At 44.3% G+C, this 25,829-nt stretch carries 23 protein-coding genes, 2 tRNA genes and 4 other RNA genes; 27 read left to right on the plus strand and 2 right to left on the minus strand.

Going from position 1 to position 25,829, the window contains the following annotated elements; genetic code table 11:
* Positions 1-19: 19 nt before the first annotated feature.
* Together AACS90_RS09665 and AACS90_RS09670 are read right to left on the minus strand one after the other, a co-directional pair.
* Positions 20-1,024, minus strand: a complete 1,005-nt coding sequence (locus tag AACS90_RS09665) for a S66 family peptidase (protein ID WP_099122480.1) — start codon at positions 1,022-1,024, stop codon at positions 20-22.
* A gap of 152 nt (positions 1,025-1,176) precedes the next feature.
* The gene (locus AACS90_RS09670; RefSeq protein WP_099109099.1) at positions 1,177-2,460 is read right to left on the minus strand and encodes a citrate synthase; all 1,284 of its coding nucleotides are present in this window, start codon (positions 2,458-2,460) and stop codon (positions 1,177-1,179) included.
* Between the two features lie 646 nt (positions 2,461-3,106).
* Between AACS90_RS09670 and sdhC the strand changes: the two genes are divergently transcribed.
* The 27 genes from sdhC to aroG all read left to right on the plus strand — a co-directional run bounded on the left by sdhC (position 3,107) and on the right by aroG (position 25,803).
* Positions 3,107-3,496: a succinate dehydrogenase cytochrome b556 subunit gene (gene sdhC, locus AACS90_RS09675; protein ID WP_099109188.1), complete on the plus strand. Its 390-nt coding sequence runs from the start codon at positions 3,107-3,109 to the stop codon at positions 3,494-3,496.
* Positions 3,490-3,837, plus strand: coding sequence for a succinate dehydrogenase membrane anchor subunit (gene sdhD / locus AACS90_RS09680; RefSeq protein ID WP_099122481.1), 348 nt, complete (start codon positions 3,490-3,492; stop codon positions 3,835-3,837). Before sdhC ends, sdhD begins: the two co-directional genes overlap by 7 nt.
* Complete coding sequence (sdhA, locus tag AACS90_RS09685) at positions 3,838-5,604, plus strand: succinate dehydrogenase flavoprotein subunit (protein ID WP_099122482.1); 1,767 nt, start codon at positions 3,838-3,840, stop codon at positions 5,602-5,604.
* 37 nt (positions 5,605-5,641) lie between these two features.
* Positions 5,642-6,358: a succinate dehydrogenase iron-sulfur subunit gene (locus AACS90_RS09690; RefSeq protein WP_099122483.1), complete on the plus strand. Its 717-nt coding sequence runs from the start codon at positions 5,642-5,644 to the stop codon at positions 6,356-6,358.
* A 415-nt stretch (positions 6,359-6,773) separates the two neighbouring features.
* Complete coding sequence (sucA, locus tag AACS90_RS09695; protein WP_099122484.1) at positions 6,774-9,581, plus strand: 2-oxoglutarate dehydrogenase E1 component; 2,808 nt, start codon at positions 6,774-6,776, stop codon at positions 9,579-9,581.
* A 14-nt stretch (positions 9,582-9,595) separates the two neighbouring features.
* Complete coding sequence (gene odhB / locus AACS90_RS09700; RefSeq protein ID WP_099122485.1) at positions 9,596-10,813, plus strand: 2-oxoglutarate dehydrogenase complex dihydrolipoyllysine-residue succinyltransferase; 1,218 nt, start codon at positions 9,596-9,598, stop codon at positions 10,811-10,813.
* Between the two features lie 230 nt (positions 10,814-11,043).
* Positions 11,044-12,210: an ADP-forming succinate--CoA ligase subunit beta gene (gene sucC, locus AACS90_RS09705; RefSeq protein WP_099122486.1), complete on the plus strand. Its 1,167-nt coding sequence runs from the start codon at positions 11,044-11,046 to the stop codon at positions 12,208-12,210.
* Positions 12,210-13,085, plus strand: a complete 876-nt coding sequence (gene sucD / locus AACS90_RS09710; RefSeq protein ID WP_099122487.1) for a succinate--CoA ligase subunit alpha — start codon at positions 12,210-12,212, stop codon at positions 13,083-13,085. The genes sucC and sucD overlap by 1 nt, the downstream gene beginning before the upstream one ends.
* A 641-nt stretch (positions 13,086-13,726) precedes the next feature.
* A complete protein-coding gene (gene cydA, locus AACS90_RS09715) occupies positions 13,727-15,313 on the plus strand; it encodes a cytochrome ubiquinol oxidase subunit I (RefSeq protein ID WP_099122488.1) in 1,587 nt (528 codons plus the stop codon).
* A gap of 14 nt (positions 15,314-15,327) precedes the next feature.
* The gene (gene cydB, locus AACS90_RS09720; protein WP_099122489.1) at positions 15,328-16,467 is read left to right on the plus strand and encodes a cytochrome d ubiquinol oxidase subunit II; all 1,140 of its coding nucleotides are present in this window, start codon (positions 15,328-15,330) and stop codon (positions 16,465-16,467) included.
* A 13-nt stretch (positions 16,468-16,480) separates the two neighbouring features.
* On the plus strand, positions 16,481-16,597 hold the full coding sequence (gene cydX, locus AACS90_RS09725) for a cytochrome bd-I oxidase subunit CydX (RefSeq protein ID WP_099109110.1): 117 nt from the start codon (positions 16,481-16,483) through the stop codon (positions 16,595-16,597).
* A complete protein-coding gene (gene ybgE / locus AACS90_RS09730) occupies positions 16,597-16,887 on the plus strand; it encodes a cyd operon protein YbgE (protein WP_099122490.1) in 291 nt (96 codons plus the stop codon). The genes cydX and ybgE overlap by 1 nt, the downstream gene beginning before the upstream one ends.
* Before the next feature lie 125 nt (positions 16,888-17,012).
* Complete coding sequence (gene ybgC, locus AACS90_RS09735) at positions 17,013-17,417, plus strand: tol-pal system-associated acyl-CoA thioesterase (RefSeq protein WP_193757226.1); 405 nt, start codon at positions 17,013-17,015, stop codon at positions 17,415-17,417.
* Positions 17,414-18,103 carry a Tol-Pal system protein TolQ gene (gene tolQ, locus AACS90_RS09740; protein ID WP_099109113.1) on the plus strand — a complete coding sequence of 230 codons (690 nt, stop codon included), beginning with the start codon at positions 17,414-17,416 and terminating at the stop codon, positions 18,101-18,103. Before ybgC ends, tolQ begins: the two co-directional genes overlap by 4 nt.
* A gap of 22 nt (positions 18,104-18,125) precedes the next feature.
* A complete protein-coding gene (gene tolR, locus AACS90_RS09745) occupies positions 18,126-18,557 on the plus strand; it encodes a colicin uptake protein TolR (protein ID WP_086953752.1) in 432 nt (143 codons plus the stop codon).
* 36 nt (positions 18,558-18,593) lie between these two features.
* Positions 18,594-19,670, plus strand: coding sequence for a cell envelope integrity protein TolA (gene tolA / locus AACS90_RS09750; RefSeq protein WP_193757227.1), 1,077 nt, complete (start codon positions 18,594-18,596; stop codon positions 19,668-19,670).
* Between the two features lie 169 nt (positions 19,671-19,839).
* Positions 19,840-21,147 (plus strand): Tol-Pal system beta propeller repeat protein TolB, encoded by a 1,308-nt coding sequence (tolB, locus tag AACS90_RS09755; protein WP_099122492.1) that lies wholly within the window; start codon positions 19,840-19,842, stop codon positions 21,145-21,147.
* Between the two features lie 43 nt (positions 21,148-21,190).
* A complete protein-coding gene (gene pal / locus AACS90_RS09760; protein ID WP_099109116.1) occupies positions 21,191-21,697 on the plus strand; it encodes a peptidoglycan-associated lipoprotein Pal in 507 nt (168 codons plus the stop codon).
* Positions 21,698-21,706: 9 nt separating this feature from the next.
* Positions 21,707-22,471, plus strand: a complete 765-nt coding sequence (gene cpoB / locus AACS90_RS09765; protein WP_099122493.1) for a cell division protein CpoB — start codon at positions 21,707-21,709, stop codon at positions 22,469-22,471.
* Positions 22,472-22,632: 161 nt separating this feature from the next.
* Positions 22,633-22,708: transfer RNA gene (locus tag AACS90_RS09770), tRNA-Lys, on the plus strand.
* A 31-nt stretch (positions 22,709-22,739) separates the two neighbouring features.
* Positions 22,740-22,815 (plus strand) — tRNA-Lys (locus tag AACS90_RS09775).
* Between the two features lie 37 nt (positions 22,816-22,852).
* Positions 22,853-22,985, plus strand: a non-coding RNA gene (locus AACS90_RS09780) — RtT sRNA.
* 37 nt (positions 22,986-23,022) lie between these two features.
* Positions 23,023-23,155, plus strand: a non-coding RNA gene (locus tag AACS90_RS09785) — RtT sRNA.
* A 37-nt stretch (positions 23,156-23,192) separates the two neighbouring features.
* A non-coding RNA gene (locus tag AACS90_RS09790) (RtT sRNA) lies at positions 23,193-23,325 on the plus strand.
* A gap of 37 nt (positions 23,326-23,362) precedes the next feature.
* Positions 23,363-23,495, plus strand: a non-coding RNA gene (locus AACS90_RS09795) — RtT sRNA.
* A 311-nt stretch (positions 23,496-23,806) separates the two neighbouring features.
* A complete protein-coding gene (gene pnuC, locus AACS90_RS09800) occupies positions 23,807-24,553 on the plus strand; it encodes a nicotinamide riboside transporter PnuC (protein ID WP_099122494.1) in 747 nt (248 codons plus the stop codon).
* Positions 24,554-24,750: 197 nt separating this feature from the next.
* Positions 24,751-25,803: a 3-deoxy-7-phosphoheptulonate synthase AroG gene (aroG, locus tag AACS90_RS09805; RefSeq protein ID WP_099122495.1), complete on the plus strand. Its 1,053-nt coding sequence runs from the start codon at positions 24,751-24,753 to the stop codon at positions 25,801-25,803.
* Positions 25,804-25,829: the final 26 nt, after the last annotated feature.

Raw genomic sequence — 25,829 nt, forward strand, 5'->3', positions numbered from 1 at the left:
CTGAATTATTTAAAAATAGTTAATTTACACAATATGGTTCAGGCAAATAAACGGACTCTGAATCAAAATCGACAACAATGTCAACGCCAAGTGGCATGGTAAACATTGGGTGTGTATGGCAACAATCGAAATCAGCCAGAACAGGAACTTCTTTCCCATTCAGAACTTCTTTCAGCACATCCAGAGAGTTTCTTCCTGTTCCTTTATCATCAAATTGTTCGTGTTTTCCAAGAATAATTGCTGAAACTTTATCAAAGATCCCACATAACAGCAGATGGGAGAAAGCGCGTTCAACCAGCTCTATTCCTTTGAAACAGTCTTCAATAAGTAAAATATCACCTATTTTAATTTCAGGCATATATTCACTTCCCCAAACCCCACAAAGAGTATTTAAATTTCCACCAATTAATCTGCCTCGGAACTTTCCTTTTCCATCAAAAATCCACTTATTAGGATATGTATTTTTAGGGGTTATCTGCGTTTCCCATTCGATATATTCATCAGCCCAATGTTCAGGCTGTTTATATATAAAAGGGAGAGAATGATTATTATTGACTATTTGAGAAAAATTATTGAATGTCTCATCAACTAAAGGTGGAAATTCACCAAATGAAGCAATTAATGCAGGGCCATAAAAAGTGACTACATTGGTTTTCTGATATATTCCAAGTAAAAGTGCTGTTATGTCAGAATAACCAATAATGATTTTAGGATCTTTTCTGATGGCATCATAATCAATATATGGCAGCATTGAGTTTGAATTGTTACCTCCCATAGTAGACATAACACACCTTACTTCTGGGTCACGAAGCAGGGCATTAAACTCTTCCACTCGTTGCATAATGGTTCCTGAACGATAAAAGTCGCTTTTACCGGTGAGTATTCCGGCTTTTGTTTTATAACCTTTACTTTCTAAATAACGGACACTTCTGGCAAAACGAGTCGGTGCAAAAGCAGTAGCAGGAGATGAAGAGGAGAAAAAACCGATAGTTTCACCAATGGATAATTTTTTAGGAAGGATCATGGCGCTACCTTTTATTCGAAAAATAATGGGTACCACACAACGAATACTGTACCTTAACCGCCAGACAGGAGGCCAATCGTAATGGCAGAGCCGACATTAAGGTACAGCAAAATGCACACTTCAGTGTGAAGTGTGCCAGCGAACTTGTCAGATTATTTTTTTAACTGACTGTTAAAATCCCGCTCTGCATGACCAGTATACAGTTGGCGAGGACGAGCGATCCTCATACCTTCATCATGCATTTCATTCCAGTGTGCAATCCAGCCGATAGTGCGGGCAATAGCGAAGATCACTGTAAACATGGATGACGGAATTCCCATCGCTTTCAAAATAATACCTGAGTAGAAATCGACATTCGGGTACAGTTTCTTCTCAATGAAGTACGGGTCATTCAGGGCAATGCGTTCCAGCTCCATGGCAACTTCCAGCAGGCTGTCATTCAGACCAAGTTCATCCAGTACTTCATGGCAGGTTTCACGCATTACGGTTGCGCGTGGGTCATAGTTTTTATAGACGCGATGACCAAAGCCCATCAGGCGGAAAGCGTCGTTTTTATCTTTGGCCCGGGCGATAAACTCAGGAATGTGATCAACAGTCTGAATCTCTTCCAGCATGCGCAGGCAAGCTTCATTTGCTCCTCCATGTGCTGGCCCCCATAATGATGCAATCCCCGCAGCAATACAGGCAAATGGGTTAGCACCAGAAGAACCTGCTGTACGGACTGTCGAAGTTGAAGCATTCTGCTCATGGTCTGCATGAAGGATAAAAATGCGATCCATTGCGCGTTCCAGTACCGGATTGACCTTATATTCCTCACAGGGAGTTGAGAACATCATGTACAGGAAATTACCGGCGTAAGAGAGATCATTACGCGGATAAACAAAAGGCTGACCAACAGAATATTTGTAACACATCGCCGCTACAGTTGGCATTTTAGACATGAGACGGTATGCGGTGATTTCTCGGTGGCGGGGATTATTAACATCCAGCGCATCATGGTAGAAGGCAGCGAGAGCGCCTGTGACACCGCAGAGTATAGCCATAGGGTGGGAATCACGACGGAAACCATGGAACAGGCGGGTAATCTGTTCGTGAATCATAGTATGACGAGTCACCGTTGTTTTGAATTTTTCATACTCTTCAGGAGTTGGTGGCTCGCCATTAAGCAGAATATAACAAACTTCCAGATAGGTTGATTTCATTGCAAGCTGATCGATGGGAAAACCACGGTGCAACAAAATGCCTTCATTGCCATCAATATAGGTGATTTTCGACTCGCAGGATGCAGTGGAAGTGAAACCGGGATCGTAGGTATAGAAGCCTTTTGAGCCGAGGGTACGAACGTCAATTACTTCAGAGCCTAGGGTTGGCGTTAGTACGTCTAGTTCGATAGCAGCTGAACCATTTATGGTCAACGTAGCCTTTTTATCAGCCATTTACATCTCCTTAGCGCTTATTTCTTATAACCCCTAACAACCTAAATAGGCGTAATCCTTACTGCGCCGACGGCATTGTGCTACCGGAGAGAATTGAAAATCAGGCTGTATATACCCTTTGTTTCTGTCGGGTATCGATTTAATGCTGAAATCTCATTTTACGGACGACAATAGTGTTCAGGTTGTTAAAAAGTTTCCGGATGTCAATCTAAAGTATTTCTAACATAAAATGTTACCATTTTGTGTCGTAACGATACTTTTACAAAGCCCACATTTTTCGTGAAGTTTACTTTTTCATCGGAAAATGACGGTAAATATTATGCACCGTCATATATGTAAGATAAATGTTTAATCTTTGTCAAACAAGATAATGGTTTTTATGATAAATGTTTGAAGCGTGATCTTACTCACTGTTCAAGCTAAATGTTAATAATCATATTGTGTGGGAATTGTAATAACAATGTGAAGTACTTATACTGCATCAAGGTCTCCGGATTACCTGATGTAGGAGCACCCAGCGTAATCAAATCACAACGTTTGTTGAAAACAGTAAGGATTGTTAATTTAATTATGTTGTGTCTTTGTGTCCTCTTAACGCTGTCTGATTCCCACCCAGGGCCGGAGGATGGAAAATAAAAAAAGCTGTGTGGGCAAAATTGTGAAAAAACAAAGACCTGTCAACCTCGATCTGCGGACGATAAATCAACCCGTCTCCGCGATAGCTTCGATCTTGCACCGTATCTCAGGCGTCATCACCTTTATAGCAGTCGGCATTCTGCTGTGGTTGTTGGGTATGTCACTGTCTTCGCAAGAGGGCTTCCAGCATGCTTCTGAAATCATGACTGGCTTTTTCGCCAAATTTATCCTGTGGGGGATACTGACGGCGTTGGGTTACCACATTTGTGGTGGGATCCGCCATGTTTTGATGGACTTTGGTCTCTTGGAAGAGAGTCTCGCCGCTGGCAAAGCTTCTGCTAAAGTGGCAATCGTGATCGCAGTTATTCTGTCTATTCTGGCCGGGGTATTAGTATGGTAAGCAACGCATCCGCATTGGGGCGCACGGGGATTCAGGACTGGCTGTTGTTACGTGCATCTGCAATCGTTATTGTTTTATATGTTCTTTATTTAGTTGGTTTTGTAGCAACAACGTCAGACATCACCTATGAAGTCTGGAGCGGTTTTTTCTCCTTCTCTCTCACAAAAGTGTTCACCGTACTGGCTCTGCTTTCCATTTTGGTCCACGCGTGGATTGGAATGTGGCAGGTGCTGACGGATTATGTAAAGCCACTGGCACTGCGTCTGGTATTGCAACTGGTCATTATTGTTGCACTGTTGACTTATTTGATTTACGGAACAATTGTGGTGTGGGGTGTATAAATGAAACTGCCGGTAAGAGAGTTTGACGCTGTTGTTATTGGTGCTGGTGGCGCAGGTATGCGTGCCGCACTGCAAATTTCACAAATGGGCCTGTCCTGCGCCCTGATTTCTAAAGTTTTCCCTACCCGATCCCATACAGTTTCTGCTCAGGGTGGTATTACAGTTGCTCTGGGTAATACTCATGAAGATAACTGGGAATGGCATATGTATGACACGGTAAAGGGCTCCGATTATATCGGTGACCAGGATGCCATCGAATACATGTGTAAAACCGGTCCTGAAGCAATACTCGAATTGGAACACATGGGGCTACCATTCTCACGTCTGGATAATGGCCGCATTTATCAGCGCCCGTTTGGTGGTCAATCCAGAAATTTTGGTGGTGAACAGGCTGCCCGTACTGCGGCTGCGGCTGACCGTACCGGCCATGCATTACTTCATACCCTGTATCAGCAGAACCTGAAGAACCACACGACTATTTTCTCTGAGTGGTATTCTCTGGATTTAGTCAAAAATCAGGATGGTGCCATTGTTGGCTGTACAGCAATCTGTATCGAAACAGGTGAAGTTGTCTATTTCAAAGCTAAGGCAACTATTCTGGCGACAGGTGGTGCTGGTCGTATTTTCCAATCCACAACAAATGCGCATATCAATACAGGTGATGGTGTTGGTATGGCTCTGCGTGCTGGTGTTCCGGTGCAGGATATGGAAATGTGGCAATTCCACCCGACAGGCATTGCAGGCGCGGGTGTGTTGGTAACAGAAGGCTGCCGTGGTGAAGGTGGTTATCTGCTGAACAAAGATGGCGAGCGCTTTATGGAGCGTTACGCACCAAATGCTAAAGATCTGGCTGGCCGTGATGTCGTTGCTCGATCTATGATGATCGAAATTCGTGAAGGTCGTGGTTGTGAAGGCCCGTGGGGACCTCACGTGAAGCTGAAACTGGATCATCTGGGTAAAGATGTTCTGGAATCCCGCCTGCCGGGTATCCTTGAGCTGTCCCGCACCTTTGCTCATGTAGATCCTGTAAAAGAACCGATTCCGGTGATCCCAACCTGTCACTATATGATGGGTGGTATTCCAACCAAGATTACCGGTCAGGCACTGACTATCAATGAGAAAGGCGAAGATGTTGTCATTCCGGGTCTGTTTGCCGTGGGTGAAATTGCTTGTGTATCCGTGCATGGTGCAAACCGTCTGGGTGGTAACTCCTTGCTTGATTTGGTGGTCTTTGGTCGTTCTGCTGGTCTGCATCTGAAAGAGTGTCTGATGGAGCAGGGAACCAGCCGTGATGCCAGTGAGTCTGATGTCGACGTAGCACTGCAACGTCTGAACCGTTGGAATAATACCCGTTCAGGCGAAGATCCGGTTGAGATTCGTAAAGCATTACAAGCCTGTATGCAGCACAACTTCTCTGTATTCCGTGAAGGGGATGCAATGGCGAGAGGGCTGGACGAACTGAAAGTCATCCGTGAACGTCTGCACAATGCTCGTCTGGATGATACATCATCAGAATTCAATACTCAGCGTATCGAATGTCTGGAGCTGGATAACCTGATGGAAACAGCTTATTCGACTGCTGTTGCTGCGAACTATCGTACAGAAAGTCGTGGGGCACACAGCCGTTTCGATTATCCAGAGCGTGACGATGCAAATTGGCTGTGCCATAGCTTGTATTTACCGCAGACTGAGAGCATGACCCGTCGTGAAGTTAACATGCAGCCAAAACTGCGTGAAGCCTTCCCGCCGAAAGTGCGTTCTTACTAATTGCGTTGCCGATGTTCCAGTTGCGGAGAAATAGATTATGAAACTTGAATTCTCAATTTATCGTTATAATCCGGATGTAGACAACGCACCCCGTATGCAGGATTACACGCTGGAAGCGGAAGAAGGGCGTGACATGATGCTGCTGGATGCTCTCATCCAGCTGAAGGAGCAGGATCCAACCTTGTCATTCCGCCGTTCATGCCGTGAGGGTGTATGTGGTTCCGACGGTTTGAACATGAACGGTAAAAATGGGCTGGCCTGTATTACATCCATTTCAGCCTTGCGCCGTGGAAACAAAAAGATTGTTATCCGCCCTCTGCCGGGTTTGCCGGTTGTCCGTGATTTGGTCGTTGATATGGGCCAATTTTATGCGCAATATGAGAAAATCCGTCCTTATTTAATTAATGACGGTAAAAACCCTCCTGCGCGTGAACACCTGCAATCACCAGAGCAGCGTGAAAAACTGGATGGCCTTTATGAATGTATCCTGTGTGCCTGCTGTTCGACGTCTTGTCCGTCATTCTGGTGGAATCCGGATAAATTTATTGGACCAGCGGGCCTGTTAGCGGCATATCGTTTCCTGATTGATAGCCGGGATACTGAAACTTCCTCCCGACTTGATGGTCTGAATGATGCATTCAGTGTGTTCCGTTGTCATGGAATTATGAACTGCGTCAGCGTATGTCCTAAAGGTCTGAATCCAACAAAAGCGATTGGTCATATTAAGTCTATGTTGTTAAGACACAGTGCTTAATTAAATATTACTGATAGGTCGATATATATATCTAATGGATTTCAGGTTGCATCGCGGTTAACAAAGAAGTGGCTTGAAAGACAAAAGATATAGTGCATAAATAACACATAAATTGTGTGCAAATAATGCATATAAGGTTGCCCTCCACATTTTTGAAATAAATATCAATCTGGTGGAGGGCATAAAGAATGAAAGATGATAAATTGCCTGCTGCTAATGACGGCGCATGTTTCAGTAAAATAAGGAACCTTTAAAAACTGAAGTCAGTTTTTAAAGGTTCCTTGAAGGGTAGGATAACCCAAATAAAGAACATGCATTAAGCACGTCCAAATGAACCTTTTATCAACACCGCTTAATAAAGCGGAATTTGTTAACCACGGCGAAAACTAAAGCTTTTGAAGCTTAAGGGATCACAATGCAGAACGGTGCAATGAAGGACTGGCTGGATTCAAGCTTTCTGGCTGGTGCAAACCAGTCTTACATAGAGCAAATCTATGAAGACTATATAACCGATCCTAATTCTGTTGATGCAGGTTGGAGAGAAATATTCCAACAATTACCGGATGCGGGACGTCACGGGGAACAACTTCACTCACAGACACGTGATTACTTCCGTCGTCTGGCAAAGGATGCCACTCGTTACCACACTTCAGTCAGCGATCCAGCAATGGATGCAAAACAAGTTAAGGTTTTGCAGCTAATCAACGCATTCCGCTTCCGCGGTCATCAAAATGCGAATCTTGATCCATTGGGATTATGGAAACAGGAACCTGTACCAGATCTCGATCCTGCTTTCCATAATTTAACCAAAGCAGATTTTGAAGAAACGTTTAACGTAGGCTCATTTGCTATCGGCAAAGAGACGATGAAACTGGCTGATTTATATGACGCCCTGAAGCGCATTTATTGTGGTTCTATTGGTGCGGAATATATGCATATCACCAATACAGAAGAAAAGCGCTGGCTACAACAGCGTCTGGAATCTGTAGCAGTGGGTTCACAGTTCAATACGGAAGAAAAACGTCGTTTTCTGGCAGAGCTGACGGCAGCAGAAGGTTTGGAACGCTATTTAGGTGCTAAGTTCCCGGGGGCGAAACGTTTCTCCCTTGAAGGCGGTGATGCGCTGATTCCAATGCTAAAAGAACTTATCCGTCATGCAGGTAAACAAGATACTCGTGAAGTTGTACTGGGAATGGCTCACCGTGGGCGCCTCAACGTTCTGGTCAACTTATTCGGTAAAAAACCAGCGGATCTGTTTGACGAGTTTGCTGGTAAGCATAAAGAACATCTTGGCACGGGTGACGTGAAATACCATCAGGGTTTTTCTTCTGATTTCGAAACTGATGGTGGACCAGTGCATCTGGCGCTGGCATTTAACCCATCTCACCTTGAAATTGTCAGCCCTGTTGTTATTGGTTCTGTCCGTGCTCGCCGTGACCGCCTCGATGAAGGCCGCAGTAACATGGTTCTGCCAGTGACCATCCATGGTGACTCAGCAGTAACAGGTCAGGGGATTGTTCAGGAAACACTGAACATGTCTCAGGCGCGCGGCTATGAAGTTGGTGGTACAATTCGAATTGTGGTTAACAACCAGATTGGTTTCACAACCTCTAATCCTAAAGATACCCGTTCAACAGAATATTGTACTGATATTGCGAAGATGGTTCAGGCACCTATCTTCCACGTTAATGCAGATGATCCGGAAGCCGTTACTTTCGTCACCCGTCTTGCTCTGGATTTCCGTAATACGTTTAAACGTGACGTGATGATTGATTTGGTTTGTTACCGTCGTCACGGGCATAACGAAGCTGATGAGCCAAGCGCAACTCAGCCTTTGATGTATCAGAAAATCAAGAAACACCCAACACCACGCAAGATCTACGCAGATAAACTTATCGCAGAAAATCTGCTGTCACCTAATGATGTCACTGAAATGGCCAACTTATATCGTGATGCATTAGATCACGGTGATTGTGTCGTGGATGAGTGGCGTCCAATGGGCCTGCATTCTTTCACATGGGAACCTTACCTGAACCATGAATGGGATGCAGAGTATCCACATCAGGTGGATATGAAGCGCTTGCAAGATCTTGGCAAACGTATCAGTTCCATTCCAGCTGAAGTCGCAATGCATTCCCGCGTTGCAAAAATCTACGCTGACCGTGCAGAAATGGCTAATGGAAACAAATTATTTGACTGGGGCGCGGCAGAAACTCTGGCGTATGCAACTCTGGTTGATGAAGGTGTTCCGGTACGTCTGTCCGGTGAAGATGCTGGCCGTGGTACATTCTTCCACCGTCATGCGGTTATCCATAATCAGACTGATGCCTCTGTTTATGTGCCTCTGGCAAATGTTCACAATGGTCAGGGTGAATTTAACGTATGGGATTCCGTGCTGTCTGAAGAAGCAGTACTGGCGTTTGAATACGGTTATGCAACAACAGAGCCACGCACGCTGACCATCTGGGAAGCTCAGTTTGGTGATTTTGCTAACGTAGCACAGGTCGTTATTGACCAGTTCATCAGCTCTGGCGAGCAGAAATGGGGCCGTATGTGTGGTCTGGTTATGTTGCTGCCGCATGGATATGAAGGGCAAGGCCCAGAGCACTCATCAGCACGTCTGGAACGTTATCTGCAATTATGTGCAGAACAGAACATGCAGGTCTGCGTGCCATCAACTCCGGCTCAGGTTTATCACATGCTGCGCCGTCAGGCTCTGCGTGGTATGCGTCGTCCTCTGATCGTTATGTCACCTAAGTCACTGCTGCGCCATCCATTGGCAGTATCCAGTCTGGATGAACTGGCTGACGGTAAGTTTGAGACAGTGATTGGTGAAGTTGACGCTTTAGATCCGAAAGGTGTGAAACGCGTTGTACTTTGCTCCGGTAAAGTCTATTACGATCTGCTGGAGCAGCGTCGTAAGAATGAACAGAGTGATGTTGCTATTGTTCGTATTGAGCAGCTATATCCATTCCCTCGTCAAGACTTGCAGAATCTGTTTGAGCAGTATGCTCATGTTCATGATTTCGTTTGGTGTCAGGAAGAACCCCTGAACCAAGGGGCTTGGTATTGCAGTCAACATAATTTCCGTGAAGCGATCCCATTTGGGGCTTCTTTACGTTATGCAGGGCGTCCGGCTTCTGCTTCCCCGGCTGTGGGCTATACGTCCGTTCACCAGAAGCAACAGCAAGCTCTGGTAAATGACGCACTGAACGTTGAATAAATTAAGGATAGAAAATGAGTAGCGTAGAAATTCTGGTTCCAGACCTTCCTGAATCTGTTGCGGATGCGACTGTTGCAACATGGCACAAAAAACCGGGTGATGCTGTAGAGCGTGATGACATCCTGGTTGAAATTGAAACTGACAAAGTGATTTTAGAAGTACCAGCAAGTGAAGCAGGTGTTCTGGAAGCTATTTTGGAAGAAGAAGGCGCCACTGTATTGTCTAAGCAATTGCTTGGTCGTATTAGCCTGAGTAACAGTGCTGGCATGCCTGCTGCGGTGAAAGAAACCACTGAGGCAACTCCGGCACAGCGCCAGACTGCCTCTTTGGAAGATGAGAGTAACGATGCTCTTAGCCCGGCAGTTCGCCGTCTGATTGCAGAGCACGATTTAGATCCTGCTGCGATTAAAGGCAGTGGTGTAGGTGGTCGTATTGTGCGTGAAGACGTAGAAAAACATATCGCTGCGAACAAAAAAGAGAGCGCTAAACCTGCTGCATCTGCACCAGCTGCTCAGCAGTCTGAACTGCCTCACCGCAGTGAAAAACGCGTACCAATGACACGTTTACGTAAGCGTGTTGCAGAGCGTCTGCTTGAAGCGAAGAACAATACGGCAATGTTGACGACTTTCAATGAAGTCAACATGAAACCAATTCAGGAACTGCGTAAGCAATACGGCGATGCGTTTGAAAAACGTCATGGCGTTCGTCTGGGCTTCATGTCCTTCTATGTGAAAGCGGTTGTTGAAGCACTGAAACGTTATCCAGAAGTTAACGCTTCAATTGATGGCACTGACGTGGTTTACCACAACTATTTTGATATCAGCATTGCGGTATCGACTCCACGTGGTCTGGTAACGCCAGTATTACGTGATGCAGATGCCCTGAGCATGGCTGATCTCGAAAAAACCATCAAAGAGCTGGCTATTAAAGGCCGTGACGGTAAATTGACTGTTGATGAACTCACCGGCGGTAATTTCACCATTACTAATGGTGGTGTTTTCGGCTCTCTGATGTCCACTCCGATCATTAACCCACCACAAAGTGCGATTCTGGGCATGCATGCCATTAAAGATCGCCCAATGGCAGTAAATGGTCAGGTTGAGATCCTTCCAATGATGTATCTGGCACTGTCTTATGACCATCGTCTGATTGATGGACGTGAGTCTGTAGGCTTCCTGGTGACCATCAAAGAAATGCTGGAAGATCCAACACGTTTGTTGCTGGATGTATAGCATCACCATCAGGGCGGAGGGTGTTAAATTCCGCCCAGTCTGAAGTACAACGATGTTGATGTAAAAAGTGTTGATGTAACAAACCATGCGGCCAGCTTTCGGGCTGGCCATATCCGAGCAACAAAATATACCCTGTGAATTTCGAAATGCAGTAAATAAAGCTGTAGATTGTAATGCGCAGGTATAGAAGGTTAATTACCTTTCTTAGATTAAATTATGGATAGAACATCATGAATTTACACGAGTATCAGGCAAAACAACTTTTTGCACGGTATGGTTTACCAGCACCAGCTGGTTATGCCTGCACAACGCCGCGCGAAGCAGAAGAAGCAGCATCCAAGATTGGTTCAGGTCCTTGGGTCGTTAAATGTCAGGTTCATGCAGGCGGTCGCGGTAAGGCTGGTGGTGTGAAAGTCGTCAATAGCAAGGAAGATATTCGTGCTTTTGCTGAACAATGGCTGGGTAAACGGCTGGTAACCTATCAGACTGACGTACAGGGGCAGCCTGTTCACCAGATTCTGGTAGAAGGAGCGACTGATATTGCTAAGGAGCTGTATCTCGGGGCTGTTGTTGACCGTGGTACACGTCGTGTAGTGTTCATGGCCTCTACCGAAGGTGGCGTCGAAATAGAAAAAGTGGCGGAAGAAACGCCCGAACTGATTCATAAAGCAATCATCGACCCACTGGCTGGCCCTATGCCCTATCAAGGCCGTGAACTGGCGTTCAAGTTAGGTTTGACTGGTAAACAAGTCGGTCAATTCACCAAGATTTTCATGGGATTGGCAAACCTTTTCCTTGAGCGTGATCTGGCTCTGGTTGAAATTAACCCGTTGGTTATTACAACTGAAGGTGATCTTATCTGTTTGGATGGAAAGTTGGGTGCAGATGGTAACGCGATGTTCCGTCAGGCCGAACTGCGTGAAATGCACGATCCTTCACAGGAAGATCCACGTGAAGCTCAGGCTGCACAATGGGAACTGAATTATGTTGCATTGGATGGCAACATTGGCTGTATGGTAAATGGTGCTGGTCTGGCAATGGGAACGATGGACATTGTCAAATTGCACGGTGGTGCACCTGCTAACTTCCTTGATGTTGGTGGTGGCGCAACAAAAGAGCGTGTTACTGAGGCATTTAAAATCATCCTGTCAGATGAAAATGTGAAAGCTGTCTTGGTAAATATCTTTGGTGGGATCGTCCGTTGTGATCTGATTGCCGACGGTATTATTGGTGCTGTGGAAGAAGTTGGTGTACACGTACCGGTAGTTGTTCGTCTGGAAGGAAACAATGCTGAACTGGGTGCGAAAAAACTGGCTGACAGTGGCTTGAATATTATAGCAGCAACCAGTTTGACAGACGCAGCTAAACAGGCAGTCGCAGCAGCGGGGAATAAATAATGTCTATTTTAATTGATAAAAACACCAAAGTGATTTGTCAGGGTTTTACTGGTAGTCAGGGTACTTTCCACTCAGAACAGGCGATTGCTTACGGTACTCAGATGGTTGGTGGTGTTACACCGGGTAAAGGTGGCACTGAACACCTTGGCCTGCCTGTGTTTAATACCGTTCGTGAAGCGGTTGAAGCAACAGGTGCAACAGCCTCTGTTATTTATGTACCGGCACCATTTTGTAAAGACTCCATTCTGGAAGCTATTGAAGCTGGCATTAAACTGATTATTACCATTACTGAAGGCATTCCAACTCTGGATATGCTGACTGTTAAGGTAAAACTGGATGAAGCCGGTGTTCGCATGATCGGCCCTAACTGCCCGGGTGTGATTACTCCGGGTGAATGTAAGATCGGCATTATGCCTGGTCATATTCATCAAGCAGGTAAAGTGGGTATTGTATCCCGTTCAGGTACTTTGACATATGAAGCGGTGAAACAGACAACTGATGCAGGATTAGGTCAATCTACCTGTGTTGGTATCGGTGGTGACCCAATTCCGGGTTCAAACTTCATCGATATCCTGAAACTATTCCAGCAGGATCCACAAACTGAAGCTATCGTCATGATCGGCGAGATTGGTGGAACAGCAGAAGAAGAAGCTGCTGCGTACATCAAAGAGCATGTCACGAAACCTGTCGTTGCTTACATTGCTGGTGTGACAGCACCTAAAGGTAAGCGCATGGGGCATGCTGGTGCGATTATCGCGGGTGGTAAAGGTACTGCGGATGAGAAATTCGCAGCGCTGGAAGCCGCTGGTGTGACGACTGTTCGTAGCCTTGCTGACATCGGAGATGCAGTAAAAGGTTTATTGACAGGAAAATAGTCCCAAAATAAGCTATTTTTATAGAAAAAGGCTGCTTTTAAGCAGCCTTTTTATTTTTATTTATAATATAAACAGTAAGTTAGTCTTTTTATACAGAGTGATATTTTTAAATTAAATTTAACTTGTTTTTAGAAAGCCCTATTTAATCGATTAATTTAATTATAAATTCTAAAAAAATATATTTTTCTAATAATGAAAATGAAAAGTTAATTTTATAATGCTTTCCACAGCAAAAAATATATTAACAGGCATTATTGGCAACAAATAATTAACACTAAATCAACTGTAATGAAATAATAGCTGAAATACTTAACAAGAAAATGAAAAAAATGACTAAAATCAATTTATTACTATAAATTCTGTTCGCTTAAATTGATTTAATTGATCTAGAATAAAGAGATATTACCTCATAAATGAACGGCACTATTAGTCTGTATTCAGAATTCTAGTCTGAGTCACGTAAAAGCTATTTATTGTGTGTGAATATAGGCGTAATATTATTGAGATTTATACTGGATTTGATTTACTTAATAATTTGTTGTTGTGTTTGAGGCATTTATTGCTGGTAGTTACGAGACTTTCATTTAATGAAGTCGGGTTGCCGCAAGTCGGTGTCTTCCTGCTAGGAGCAAGGAGTCAAGATGTTTGATATTGTCGAACTGTCACGATTACAGTTTGCCTTAACTGCTATGTACCATTTCCTATTCGTACCATTGACGCTCGGCATGGCGTTCTTGCTTGCGATAATGGAAACGGTATATGTCCTGTCTGGCAAGCAAATCTATAAAGATATGACGAAATTCTGGGGTAAGTTATTTGGTATTAACTTTGCTCTGGGTGTTGCAACAGGTTTGACTATGGAGTTCCAGTTCGGAACAAATTGGTCATATTTCTCACATTATGTTGGTGATATTTTTGGTGCACCATTAGCCATTGAAGGCCTGATGGCTTTCTTCCTCGAATCCACATTTGTTGGCTTATTCTTTTTCGGTTGGGATCGTCTGAGCAAGAAACAGCATCTGGCGGTAACATGGCTGGTTGCATTAGGTTCTAACTTCTCTGCTTTATGGATTCTGATTGCGAATGGCTGGATGCAAAACCCGATTGCATCTGATTTCAATTTTGAAACCATGCGTATGGAAATGGTGAGCTTTAGCGAGCTTGTGCTGAACCCTGTTGCTCAGGTGAAATTCGTTCATACTGTTGCTGCTGGTTATGTGACAGGCGCGGTTTTCGTCTTGGGAATAAGCTCCTACTATCTGCTTAAAGGGCGAGATATTCCATTTGCTAAGCGTTCTTTTGCAATTGCATCAAGTTTTGGTATTGCGGCAGTATTGTCTGTCATTGTACTGGGTGATGAATCCGGATACGAAATGGGGGACGTACAAAAAACCAAGCTGGCTGCGATTGAAGCAGAATGGGAAACACAGGCACCTCCGGCTGCATTCACACTGATAGGTATTCCTGATCAGGATAAGATGGAAAATAAATACTCCATCCATATTCCTTACGTCTTAGGTCTTATAGCGACTCGCTCAACTGATACTCCTGTGATTGGTCTGCGTGACTTGATGAGTCAGCACGAGCAACGTATCCGTAACGGACTTAAAGCCTATGAGTTACTGGAAGAATTGCGTGCAGGCAATACTGACCCGGCAGTACGTAGCGCATTCAACGAAAGTAAGAAAGATCTTGGCTACGGTATGCTGGTCAAACGTTACACTCCAGAGGTAACAAACGCGACAGAAGAACAGATCAAAGCAGCTGCGAAAGACTCTATTCCACGTGTAGCTCCACTCTATTTTGCATTCCGTATCATGGTTGCCTGTGGTTTTATCATGCTGTTGGTTATTGGCCTGGCATTCTTCAGTGTTATCCGTAACCGTATCGGTCAGCAGAAATGGTTGTTACGCGCAGCACTGTTCAGTATTCCATTGCCGTGGATTGCTGTTGAAGCAGGCTGGTTTGTTGCAGAGTATGGCCGTCAGCCGTGGGCAATTGGTGAAGTATTACCAACCGCGGTTGCCGCTTCGACACGCAGTGTCGGGGATCTGATTTTCTCAATGGCACTGATTTGTGGTCTGTATACCTTATTCTTGATTGCTGAAATGTTCCTGATGTTCAAATTTGCCCGTCTTGGCCCAAGCAGCCTCAAAACAGGGCGCTATCATTTTGAACAAAAAGCCGTTTCTTCAACGAAGAATTCTTCAGTGAACAGTATTGAGTAAGCGGGAGTCCACTTATGCTTGATTATGAAGTATTACGATTTATATGGTGGCTGCTGATTGGTGTGTTGCTAATCGGGTTTGCAGTGACCGATGGTTTTGACATGGGTGTTGGTGTCCTGTTGCGGGTTATTGGCAAAAATGACACTGAACGCCGTATCATGATTAACTCTGTAGCCCCTCACTGGGATGGCAATCAGGTGTGGTTAATCACCGCTGGGGGAGCATTATTTGCTGCCTGGCCAATGGTATATGCTGCTGCTTTCTCCGGTTTCTACGTCGCGATGATTCTGGTACTGGCGGCTCTGTTCTTCCGTCCGGTTGGTTTTGACTATCGTTCAAAACTGGAAGACAGAAAATGGCGTAATATGTGGGACTGGGGAATTGTTGTCGGCAGTTTCGTGCCACCGTTGGTAATTGGTGTGGCATTCGGCAACCTGTTACAGGGTGTGCCACTGGCGGTAGATTCTTATTTACGCGTATCTTATGAAGGATCTTTCTTCGGGCTACTGAACCCTTATGGTCTTCTCGCCGGTGTTGTCAGCTTGATGATGATCATTACGCAGGGAGCAACTTACCTGCAAATGCGTACTACAGGTGAATTACACTTACGCTCCCGTACTGCGACACAGGTTTGTGCGTTAATCACAGCGGTGGCTTTCTTACTGGCGGGTGTGTGGCTGATTTACGGTATCGATGGTTATGTTGTGACTGGCGGTCTGGATGTAAACGGCGTATCTAACCCATTACATAAAGAAGTGGTTCAACAGGCAGGTGCATGGCTGATCAACTTTAATAACCAGCCGATATTGTGGGCGATACCTGCACTGGGTGTGGTTTTCCCTCTGTTGACTATGTTAGCCACCAAACTGGATAAAGGTGCCTGGGCTTTCCTGTTCTCATCATTGACGGTTGCCTGCATTATTTTAACCGCAGGGATATCTATGTTCCCGTTTGTGATGCCATCAAGCCTTGATCCGAATGTCAGTCTGACCATGTGGGATGCAACATCCAGTCAGTGGACACTACAAATTATGTTCGTTGTTGCACTTATCTTCGTTCCTATTGTTTTGTCATACACCATCTGGTGTTACTACAAAACCTTCGGGCGTCTGGATAAGGGTTACATTGAAAACAACAAACATTCACTGTACTAAAGGAGCATAGCACATGTGGTATTTTGCCTGGATTCTCGGAACGCTCTTAGCTTGTAGTTTTGCCATTATTGCGGCTTTAGCTCTTGAGCACAGTGAGTCAAAAAAAGTAACTGAGAGTGACAAAAAATAATGTTGGTTGATAGACTTTATCAGCTAATAATGAATAAGGGCCTGTTGAGGGCCCTTATCCTCATTATGGCTTTAGGGCTTGCTTTATGTATTTTGTGGGATCCGACCCGATTTGCATCGAACACCAGTTCGTTGATGATATGGCAGGGTATTTTACTGATTTGGGCAATTTGTTCCGGGGTTATTTTCGGCGTTGGATTTAATCCTAAACATTTTGTCTGGCGTCTCTTCTTTCATCCATTACCCGCACTTTTAATCCTTATTTTTGGCTTATATCATTTCTTTAAGTAAACTATTTGTAATTTTATAGGATACTGGTCCATAAATTTTTTTTGACTAGTTTAATAACAACCCATTCCAAAGCGCTATTGTCTTAAGTATAGTGGCAGCGTCAATTAGTCTGATTAGGATTATGTGTGAGTAATATGTTGTTCCGTTGGCCTATCCGTGTTTATTACGAAGACACAGATGCTAGTGGTGTGGTCTATCACGCTCAATATCTGGCTTTTTATGAAAGAGCCCGCACAGAAATGTTGCGTGATAAGGGCTTTCACCAGAAGTATATGTTGGATGAACAAATTGGTTTTGTTGTCAGTCGCATGACCGTTGACTACCGGAAGCCAGCCAGATTAGATGATCAGCTGGTTGTGGAGTGCGAAGTGACGAGTATCCGCGGTGCTTCGCTGACATTTACTCAACGGATAATTGATTGCAATGATGTAGTTATCAGTAACGCAGAATGTCTGGTTGTCTGCGTAAATTCATCTCAAATGAAGCCTATTGCGCTTCCAAAGTCTATTGTCGCGGAGTTTAAGCAGTGACTGACATGAACATCCTAGATTTATTCCTGAAGGCAGGCTTTTTAGTACAGCTGATCATGTTAATTCTGATTGGTTTTTCTGTCGTCTCTTGGGCGATTATTATTCAAAGAACAAGAATTCTGAATTCCGCTACTCGGGAAGTGGAAGCATTTGAAGATAAATTCTGGTCTGGGATTGAATTGTCTCGCCTTTATAAAGAGAGTCAGTCACATCGTGATTCATTAAGCGGTACTGAACAAATTTTCTATTCTGGCTTTAAAGAATTTTCTCGTTTACATCAGGCAAACAGCCATGCGCCTGAAGCTATTCTGACCGGGGCCTCCCGTGCTATGCGTATTTCCATGAACCGTGAATTGGAAACACTGGAAAATCATATTCCATTCCTGGGTACCGTCGGTTCTATCAGCCCTTATATCGGCCTGTTCGGGACTGTCTGGGGAATTATGCATGCTTTCATTGCGCTGGGATCAGTGAAACAGGCAACGTTACAGATGGTTGCGCCCGGTATCGCAGAAGCTTTGATTGCAACAGCAATCGGTCTGTTTGCAGCCATTCCTGCCGTTATGGCTTATAACCGTCTGAATCAGCGTGTCAATAAACTGGAACAAACTTACGACAATTTTATGGAAGAATTTCTGGCGATATTACACCGTCAGGCTTTTGTTTCTAATACTAACAAGTCGTAATAAAGAGTAAGGGGAAAAGCGAATGGCGCGCACTCGCAGTCGCAGACGTGAGCTAAAATCCGAAATTAATATCGTTCCCTTGCTGGACGTGTTACTGGTTTTACTGCTGATTTTTATGGCAACCGCACCAATTATTACGCAAAGCGTAGAAGTTGATTTACCTGACTCAGTGGATTCAAAAACGGTTTCCAGCACTGATAATCCTCCCGTTATAGTAGAGGTTTCTGGGGTAGGGCGGTACAACATGGTTGTTAATCAGGAGCGTCTGGAATTGTTACCAGAGCAACAAATTATTGCTGAAGCTCAAACTCTGATAAAAGCTAACCCTAAAACAATTTTCTTGATTGGGGGTTCAAAAGAAGTTCCTTATGATGAAGTCATCAAGGCTCTGAATATGCTTCGTCAGGCGGGAGTGAAATCAGTGGGTTTAATGACTCAGCCTATTGGCGCCTGAATGGCGGCTTACACTTAAAGTTTCTGGATGTCGAGCGTGGGAAAGACAAACAAGCAAAACAGCAGGCTAAATCGCGCCATTATTATTTCAGTTATTTTGCACATTATCCTGTTCGGGTTTCTGATTTGGGGCTCTTTAGAACAAAAAACTGAGATGGGCGGTGGTGGAGTCGGTGGTACAGTTATTGATGCGGTTATGGTCGATCCAAATGCCGTAGTTCAACAATATAACCAGCAGCAACAGCAACAGGCTAATGCAAAGCTGGCTGAGCAGCAGCGGAAGAAAAAAGCCGAACAACAGGCTGCTGAATTGCGGGCTAAGCAGGCGGAAGAGCAAGAGCGCCTGAAAGCTGCGGAAGAAGAGCGGATAAAGGCACAGCAGGTTGCGCAAGAGCAGAAAAAACAGGCTGATGCTGCCGCCGCTAAAGCTCGCCAAGAGCAGAAAATTGCAGAAGAAGCAGCAGCCAAAGCCAAAGCAGAGCAGGAAAGAATTCTGAAAGAACAGGAAGAGGCTCGACAAAAGGCCGAGGCTCAGGCCAGAAAAGAAGCTGAAGAAGCGGCGAAACGTAAAGCCGAAGCGGAAGCAAAGGCAAAAGCAGAGGCTGAGGCAAAAGCTAAAGCAGAAGCTGAAGCGAAGGCTAAAGCGGCGGCTGAAGAGAAAGCTAAAGCGGAAGTAGCGGCTAAAGCCAAAGCAGAGGCCAAAGCAAAAGCGAAAGCCAAAGCAGAAGAAGCCAAACAGGCTCAGACCGTCGATGATTTGTTAGGGGGGCTAACTTCTGACACACCTAAACAAGGAGGTGCATCCGCAGCAGGTAAAGGCGGAGGCAAAAAAAGTGGCGCTTCTGAATCAGATATTCAGAACTATATTGGACAAGTAAAGGCCGCAATACAGGCTAACTTTTATGATTCAAAATCGTATGCAGGGCTTACTTGTCAGTTGCACATCAAGTTGGCTCGCGATGGTTTATTGATTGATATTAAAGCTGGCAAGGGAGATCCCGCATTATGTCAGGCTGCAATTAGTGCAGCTGGTTTAGCAAAAAAAATGCCTCGCCCATCAAGTGAAGAAATTTATGAGCACTTCAAGAACTTCTCACTAGACTTTAATCCGTAGTAAGATAAATATTTGGTAATAATAGACAATTTATTAGGTAAAACTGCGGATAATTTATCTATGTAAACAAAATCATCAGATTTTATTTAGGTATCTGGTTTTGTTTGTTGGCGTTTGTTAGAATCCGGCGGATTATTGCGGGCATGGTGATCGCGATAAGGGAGAGATGATGAAGCAAACTTTTAAACTGACGTTTAAGGCATTATTGGGCTTTCTGCTGCTGTGGGCAACAGTTGCCCGTGCGGAAGTTCGCATTGAAATTACAGAGGGTGTTGATTCAGCCCGTCCTATTGGCGTTGTACCATTCAAATGGACTGGGGCGGATAATCCACCTGAAGCAATTGGTTCTATTGTTGCAGCTGATTTGAGAAACAGTGGGAAGTTTAATCCCATCACTTCGGATCGTATGCCACAACAACCTACCACGGCATCTGAAGTTACGCCTGCCGCATGGTCTGCCCTTGGGATAGATTCAGTGGTTGTCGGTCAGGTTCAGCCTGCTGCTGATGGCAAATATTTAGTTTCCTATCAATTGGTTGATGTCGTTGGTACGCCAGGTTCGGTCTTAGCTCAGAATCAATTTCAAGTTGATAAAAAATGGCTGCGCTATGCTGCACATACAGTCAGTAATGAAGTATTTGAAAAACTGACGGGTATCAAGGGAGCATTTGCGACTCGTATAGCTTATGTCGTTAAGAAAACAGCCACTGATAAATACCCGTATGAATTGCGTGTTGCTGATTATGACGGCTATAACGAAAATATCGTGCATCGTTCACCAGCACCTTTAATGTCACCGGCATGGTCACCAGATAGTTCTCAACTGGCTTATGTGACATTTGAAGGCGGGCACTCTTCTCTGGTGATCCAGACACTGGCAACAGGGGCTGTGCGTCAGATTGCATCGTTTCCTCGTCACAACGGTGCACCGGCATTTTCCCCAGACGGCACCAAGCTCGCTTTTGCATTATCTAAAACGGGAAGCCTGAATTTATATTTGATGGATTTGGCCTCAGGGCAAATTAATCAGATAACGGATGGCCGCAGTAACAATACTGAGCCAAGCTGGATGCCGGATAATAAGACGCTGGTCTATACTTCGGACCAGGGCGGTCGCCCACAGTTATATAAAATTGATATTAATGGCGGTGCTCCACAACGACTGACTTGGGAAGGTTCACAGAACCAGGACGCTGATGTGAGTCCTGACGGTACTTTTATCGTTATGGTCAGCACAGCGAGTGGCAGTCAGCACATCGCCAAACAGGATCTGGCAACGGGATCTGTTCAGGTTTTGACAGATACGTTTCTAGATGAAACGCCGAGTATCGCACCTAACGGCACTATGGTTATTTATAGCTCCACCCAAGGGTTGGGGACTGTATTGCAGCTAGTTTCGACTGACGGACGTTTCAAAGCGCGTCTTCCGGCCACTGATGGACAGGTGAAATCTCCTGCCTGGTCGCCGTATCTGTGATGCATAACAAGTATGTATGGCAAACTATAAAAGGATCAAAGAGATGCAATTGAACAAAGTGCTAAAAGGGCTGATGTTAGCTTTACCAATCATGGCCGTAGCAGCGTGTAGTAATACCAATAAAAATGGTAACAGTGATCAGTCAGGCGTAAGCACTGTTGATAATTCTTCTAAAGCAGGTCTGTCTGCTGAAGAATTAGCACGTCAGCAAATGCAGGAACTGCAAAACCACAACATCGTATACTTCGGTTTCGATAAATACGATATCAACAATGAATTCGCTCAGATGCTGGATGCACACGCTGCATTCCTGCGTAGCAATCCATCTGTTAAAGTGACTATCGAAGGTCATGCGGATGAGCGTGGTACTCCTGAGTACAATATCGCTCTGGGTGAGCGTCGTGCAAATGCAGTTAAAATGTACCTGCAAGGCAAAGGCGTTTCAGCTGACCAGCTTGCTGTTGTTTCTTACGGTAAAGAAAAACCAGCAGTACTGGGTCATGACGAAGCAGCATACGCTAAAAACCGTCGCGCTGTAATCGTATACTAAGAGTAAAGCATGAACAGTAACTTCAGACGTTTTGTATTGGGTCTGTCGTTATTGGTTGGCGTAGCGGCTCCTTGGGCCGCTACCGCCCGAGCGCCAATCAGTAATGTCGGCTCAGGCTCCACCGATGAGCGCCTTTCCCAGTTAGAGCGTATTTCTGACGCTCACAGCCAGTTATTAACTCAACTTCAGCAGCAACTTGCTGATTCCCAGCGTGATATTGATACGCTACGTGGTCAGATTCAGGAAAATCAGTACCAGTTAAATCAGGTTATTGAGCGCCAGAAGGACATTTATCAGCAGCTGGATAAAATCACCAACCCTTCAGGCTCTGAAACTGATAATGCTACTCCGTCAGCAGAGAAAAGCGCAGATAATCAACCGGCCGCTGCCACGAATACAGGCAGTGAGAAGGGTGATTATGATGCTGCCGTCGCTTTAGCTATTAATACCAAGGAGTATGATAAGGCAATCGTCGCTTTTCAGAACTTTGTCAAAGCATATCCTAAGTCTAAATACCTTTCGAATGCTAACTATTGGCTAGGTCAGCTGAATTACAACAAAGGCAAGAAGGATGATGCGGCTTATTATTTTGCGACTGTGGTGAAAAATTATCCTAAGTCATCAAAAAGCAGCGATTCCTTGTATAAAGTTGGCCTGATTATGCAGGAAAAAGGGCAAAAGGATAAAGCCAAGGCAGTTTATCAGCAGGTGGTTAAGCAATATCCCGGTACCAACGCGGCAAAAATGGCTGCCAAAAAGATTACTGGAATGTAATAATTATCCCCAAAAGGTTATATATCGGTCTTTTTGGGGATAATTGGGTGATTAGTAGTCGCTTGAACGGGTTTTAATAAAATAAATGTTGCGCCGCGCTGAGAAATCAGTAATATATGCCGCCGTTGGCAAGCAATAGTGTTGCTAAGCAAGATGTAAATGGGTCGTTAGCTCAGTCGGTAGAGCAGTTGACTTTTAATCAATTGGTCGCAGGTTCGAATCCTGCACGACCCACCATTTAAATCTTCAATTCAGACATACCTCAGATGGGTCGTTAGCTCAGTCGGTAGAGCAGTTGACTTTTAATCAATTGGTCGCAGGTTCGAATCCTGCACGACCCACCATTTAAATTCTCAATCCAATATTCTTCAAGTAATGACTGAACTCAGTCGGTAGAGCAGTTGGCTTTTAATCAATTGGTCGCAGGTTCGAGCCGAGCGAAGCGAGACAACAACGCATAAGCGTTGGCCCGAAGGGTGAGGCCGGAGGCCGAATCATCCTGCACGACCCACCATTTAAATTCTCAATCCAATATTCTTCAAGTAATGACTGAACTCAGTCGGTAGAGCAGTTGGCTTTTAATCAATTGGTCGCAGGTTCGAGCCGAGCGAAGCGAGACAACAACGCATAAGCGTTGGCCCGAAGGGTGAGGCCGGAGGCCGAATCATCCTGCACGACCCACCATCTAAATTCTCAATCCAATATTCTTCAAATAATTAATAACCTCAATTGGTAGAGCAATTGACTTTTAATCAATTGGTCACAGGTTCGAGCCGAGCGAAGCGAGACAACAACGCATAAGCGTTGGCCCGAAGGGTGAGGCCGGAGGCCGAATCATTCTGCACGACCCACCATCTAAATTCTCAATCTAATATTCTTCAAGTAATGACTGAACTCAGTCGGTAGAGCAGTTGACTTTTAATCAATTGGTCGTAGGTTCGAGCCGAGCGAAGCGAGACAACAGCGCATAAGCGTTGGCCCGAAAGGTGAGGCCGGAGGCCGAATCATCCTGTTCGACCCATCTGTATATATCCTAATGTCACTCTGTGTTTATTTTAATTATTCTAAAACTAAATAAGTTTCTTTTTATGATGTCACTCATTATTTTAACATTGTTATTATTTACTAATTATTAATAATTGGTTTTTATGTTTACCATATCAGCGTCTGGTAATTGACATTAAAATTTCTAAAATACTTAAAGACTTTTACTTAAAAACTCGCTATCTTGTTTAGTATATAAAACAAAAGCTGGCTGCAATGTCGGTTTTTAACCTAATTTAATGCCTTTGTTATTGATATACTAAACATTAATTATGGTAAGGATAAAAAAGCATGGATTTTCTCAGCAGATTTTTCAGTATAAATAACCATATCCCTGTGGAGATATTTGGTTATCAACCATCATATATCGAGGCTGTTGGTACAATTGCAGGTTTATTATGTATCTGGCTTGCGAGCCAGGAAAAAATTATTAACTATTTATTTGGTTTAATTAATGTTTCCCTATTTGCGGTGATATTTTTTCAAATCCAGCTTTATGCCAGTCTTATGCTACAAATTTTCTTCTTTGCTGCAAACATTTATGGTTGGTATGCCTGGAGCAGAGTCGATGAACAGCAACAGAAAGAATTAAAGATCCGCTGGCTTAGCCCCAAACAGATGTTCAGTGTGGCTACTGTTTCCCTCCTTTTTATCCTGATAATGACATTTAATATTGACCAAATATTTGGTTATATGGCAAAAGTTTCTGTTGTTGCTTTACAGGGAATGGGCTTTGGGATCACCATGCCTGACTTGCTGCCAGATGCTTTCCCGTTCTGGGATTCGGTTATGACCGTATTATCAATAGTGGCTATGGTTCTCATGACTCGTAAGCATGTAGAAAATTGGCTGCTGTGGGTGGTTATTAATGTGATCAGCGTTGCCATTTACTACAAGCAAGGCGTATTAGCGATGTCGTTGCAGTATATTATTCTGACAGGAATTGCTTTGAACGGTGCTCGTCTATGGATAAAAGTAGCTAAGAATAATCATGAAACATCATCTACAGTGAGTACTTCCACTGAAAATTCAAATTAATAACTAGCCCGGAACAGGCCATAATAACTTATGGCCTGTTCGTTGATATTCCATTTATATATCCTCTTTCTAATTTTCTCTTTTATAAAAAGTCTGCTTATTTACCCACAAAGATTATTTACAGCACTTCATCTAACAGTTAGATTGAGATCACAAAATTATTTTAAACAACTGTAAACACATTAGGTGATAGGCCGATGAATTACCAGAATGACGATGTAAGGATAAGAAAAATAACAGAATTATTGCCACCAGTTGCATTGCTTGAAAAATTCCCTGCAACAAAAGACACTGCTACTACCGTTCGTGAAGCTCGCGAAGCCATTCATAACATTTTAACTGGTGCAGATGATCGTCTATTGGTAATAATTGGCCCATGTTCAATTCATGACCCAAAGGCTGCACTGGAATATGCAGAGCGACTGAATAAATTGCGCCGCGAATTGAAAGGAGATCTGGAAATCGTGATGCGGGTTTATTTTGAAAAACCGCGTACTACAATCGGTTGGAAAGGGTTAATCAATGACCCGAAAATGGATTGTAGCTTTGATATTAATGATGGATTACGCACAGCACGCAAACTCCTGCTCGATATTAATGATATTGGGTTACCGGCAGCAGGTGAATTCCTTGATATGATTACCCCCCAGTATCTTGCCGATCTTATGAGCTGGGGAGCAATAGGAGCACGTACAACCGAATCTCAGGTTCACCGTGAGCTGGCATCAGGGCTATCCTGCCCGGTTGGTTTTAAAAACGGTACTGACGGTACAATAAAAGTAGCGATTGATGCCATCAATGCTGCCGGTTCATCACACTGCTTCCTGTCAGTAACTAAATGGGGTCATTCCGCCATCGTTAATACGACGGGCAATCAGGATTGCCATATTATTCTGCGTGGCGGAAAAGAGCCAAACTACAGTGCTGAACATGTCAGCGCGGTGAAAGAAGGTTTATTAAAAGCAGGGCTGAAACCGCAGGTCATGATTGATTTCAGCCATGCAAACAGTGCGAAGCAGTTCAAAAGGCAGATGGATGTTGGAGCCGATGTTTGTGGACAGATCTCTGCCGGAGAGAATGCGATTATCGGTGTAATGGTTGAAAGCCATCTGGTTGAAGGCAACCAAAGTCTAGATGATGATGAACCACTGGTTTATGGGAAAAGTGTGACAGATGCCTGTATTGGCTGGGATGATACAGAAACGCTATTACAGCAGTTGTCTCAGGCTGTCAGAACACGCCGAGGATGATTTTGTATGAAAAAGCCGGAGTGATT

Origin of the sequence: Xenorhabdus sp. KK7.4 (assembly GCF_963876465.1) — a bacterium.
Taxonomy (GTDB): domain Bacteria; phylum Pseudomonadota; class Gammaproteobacteria; order Enterobacterales; family Enterobacteriaceae; genus Xenorhabdus; species Xenorhabdus stockiae.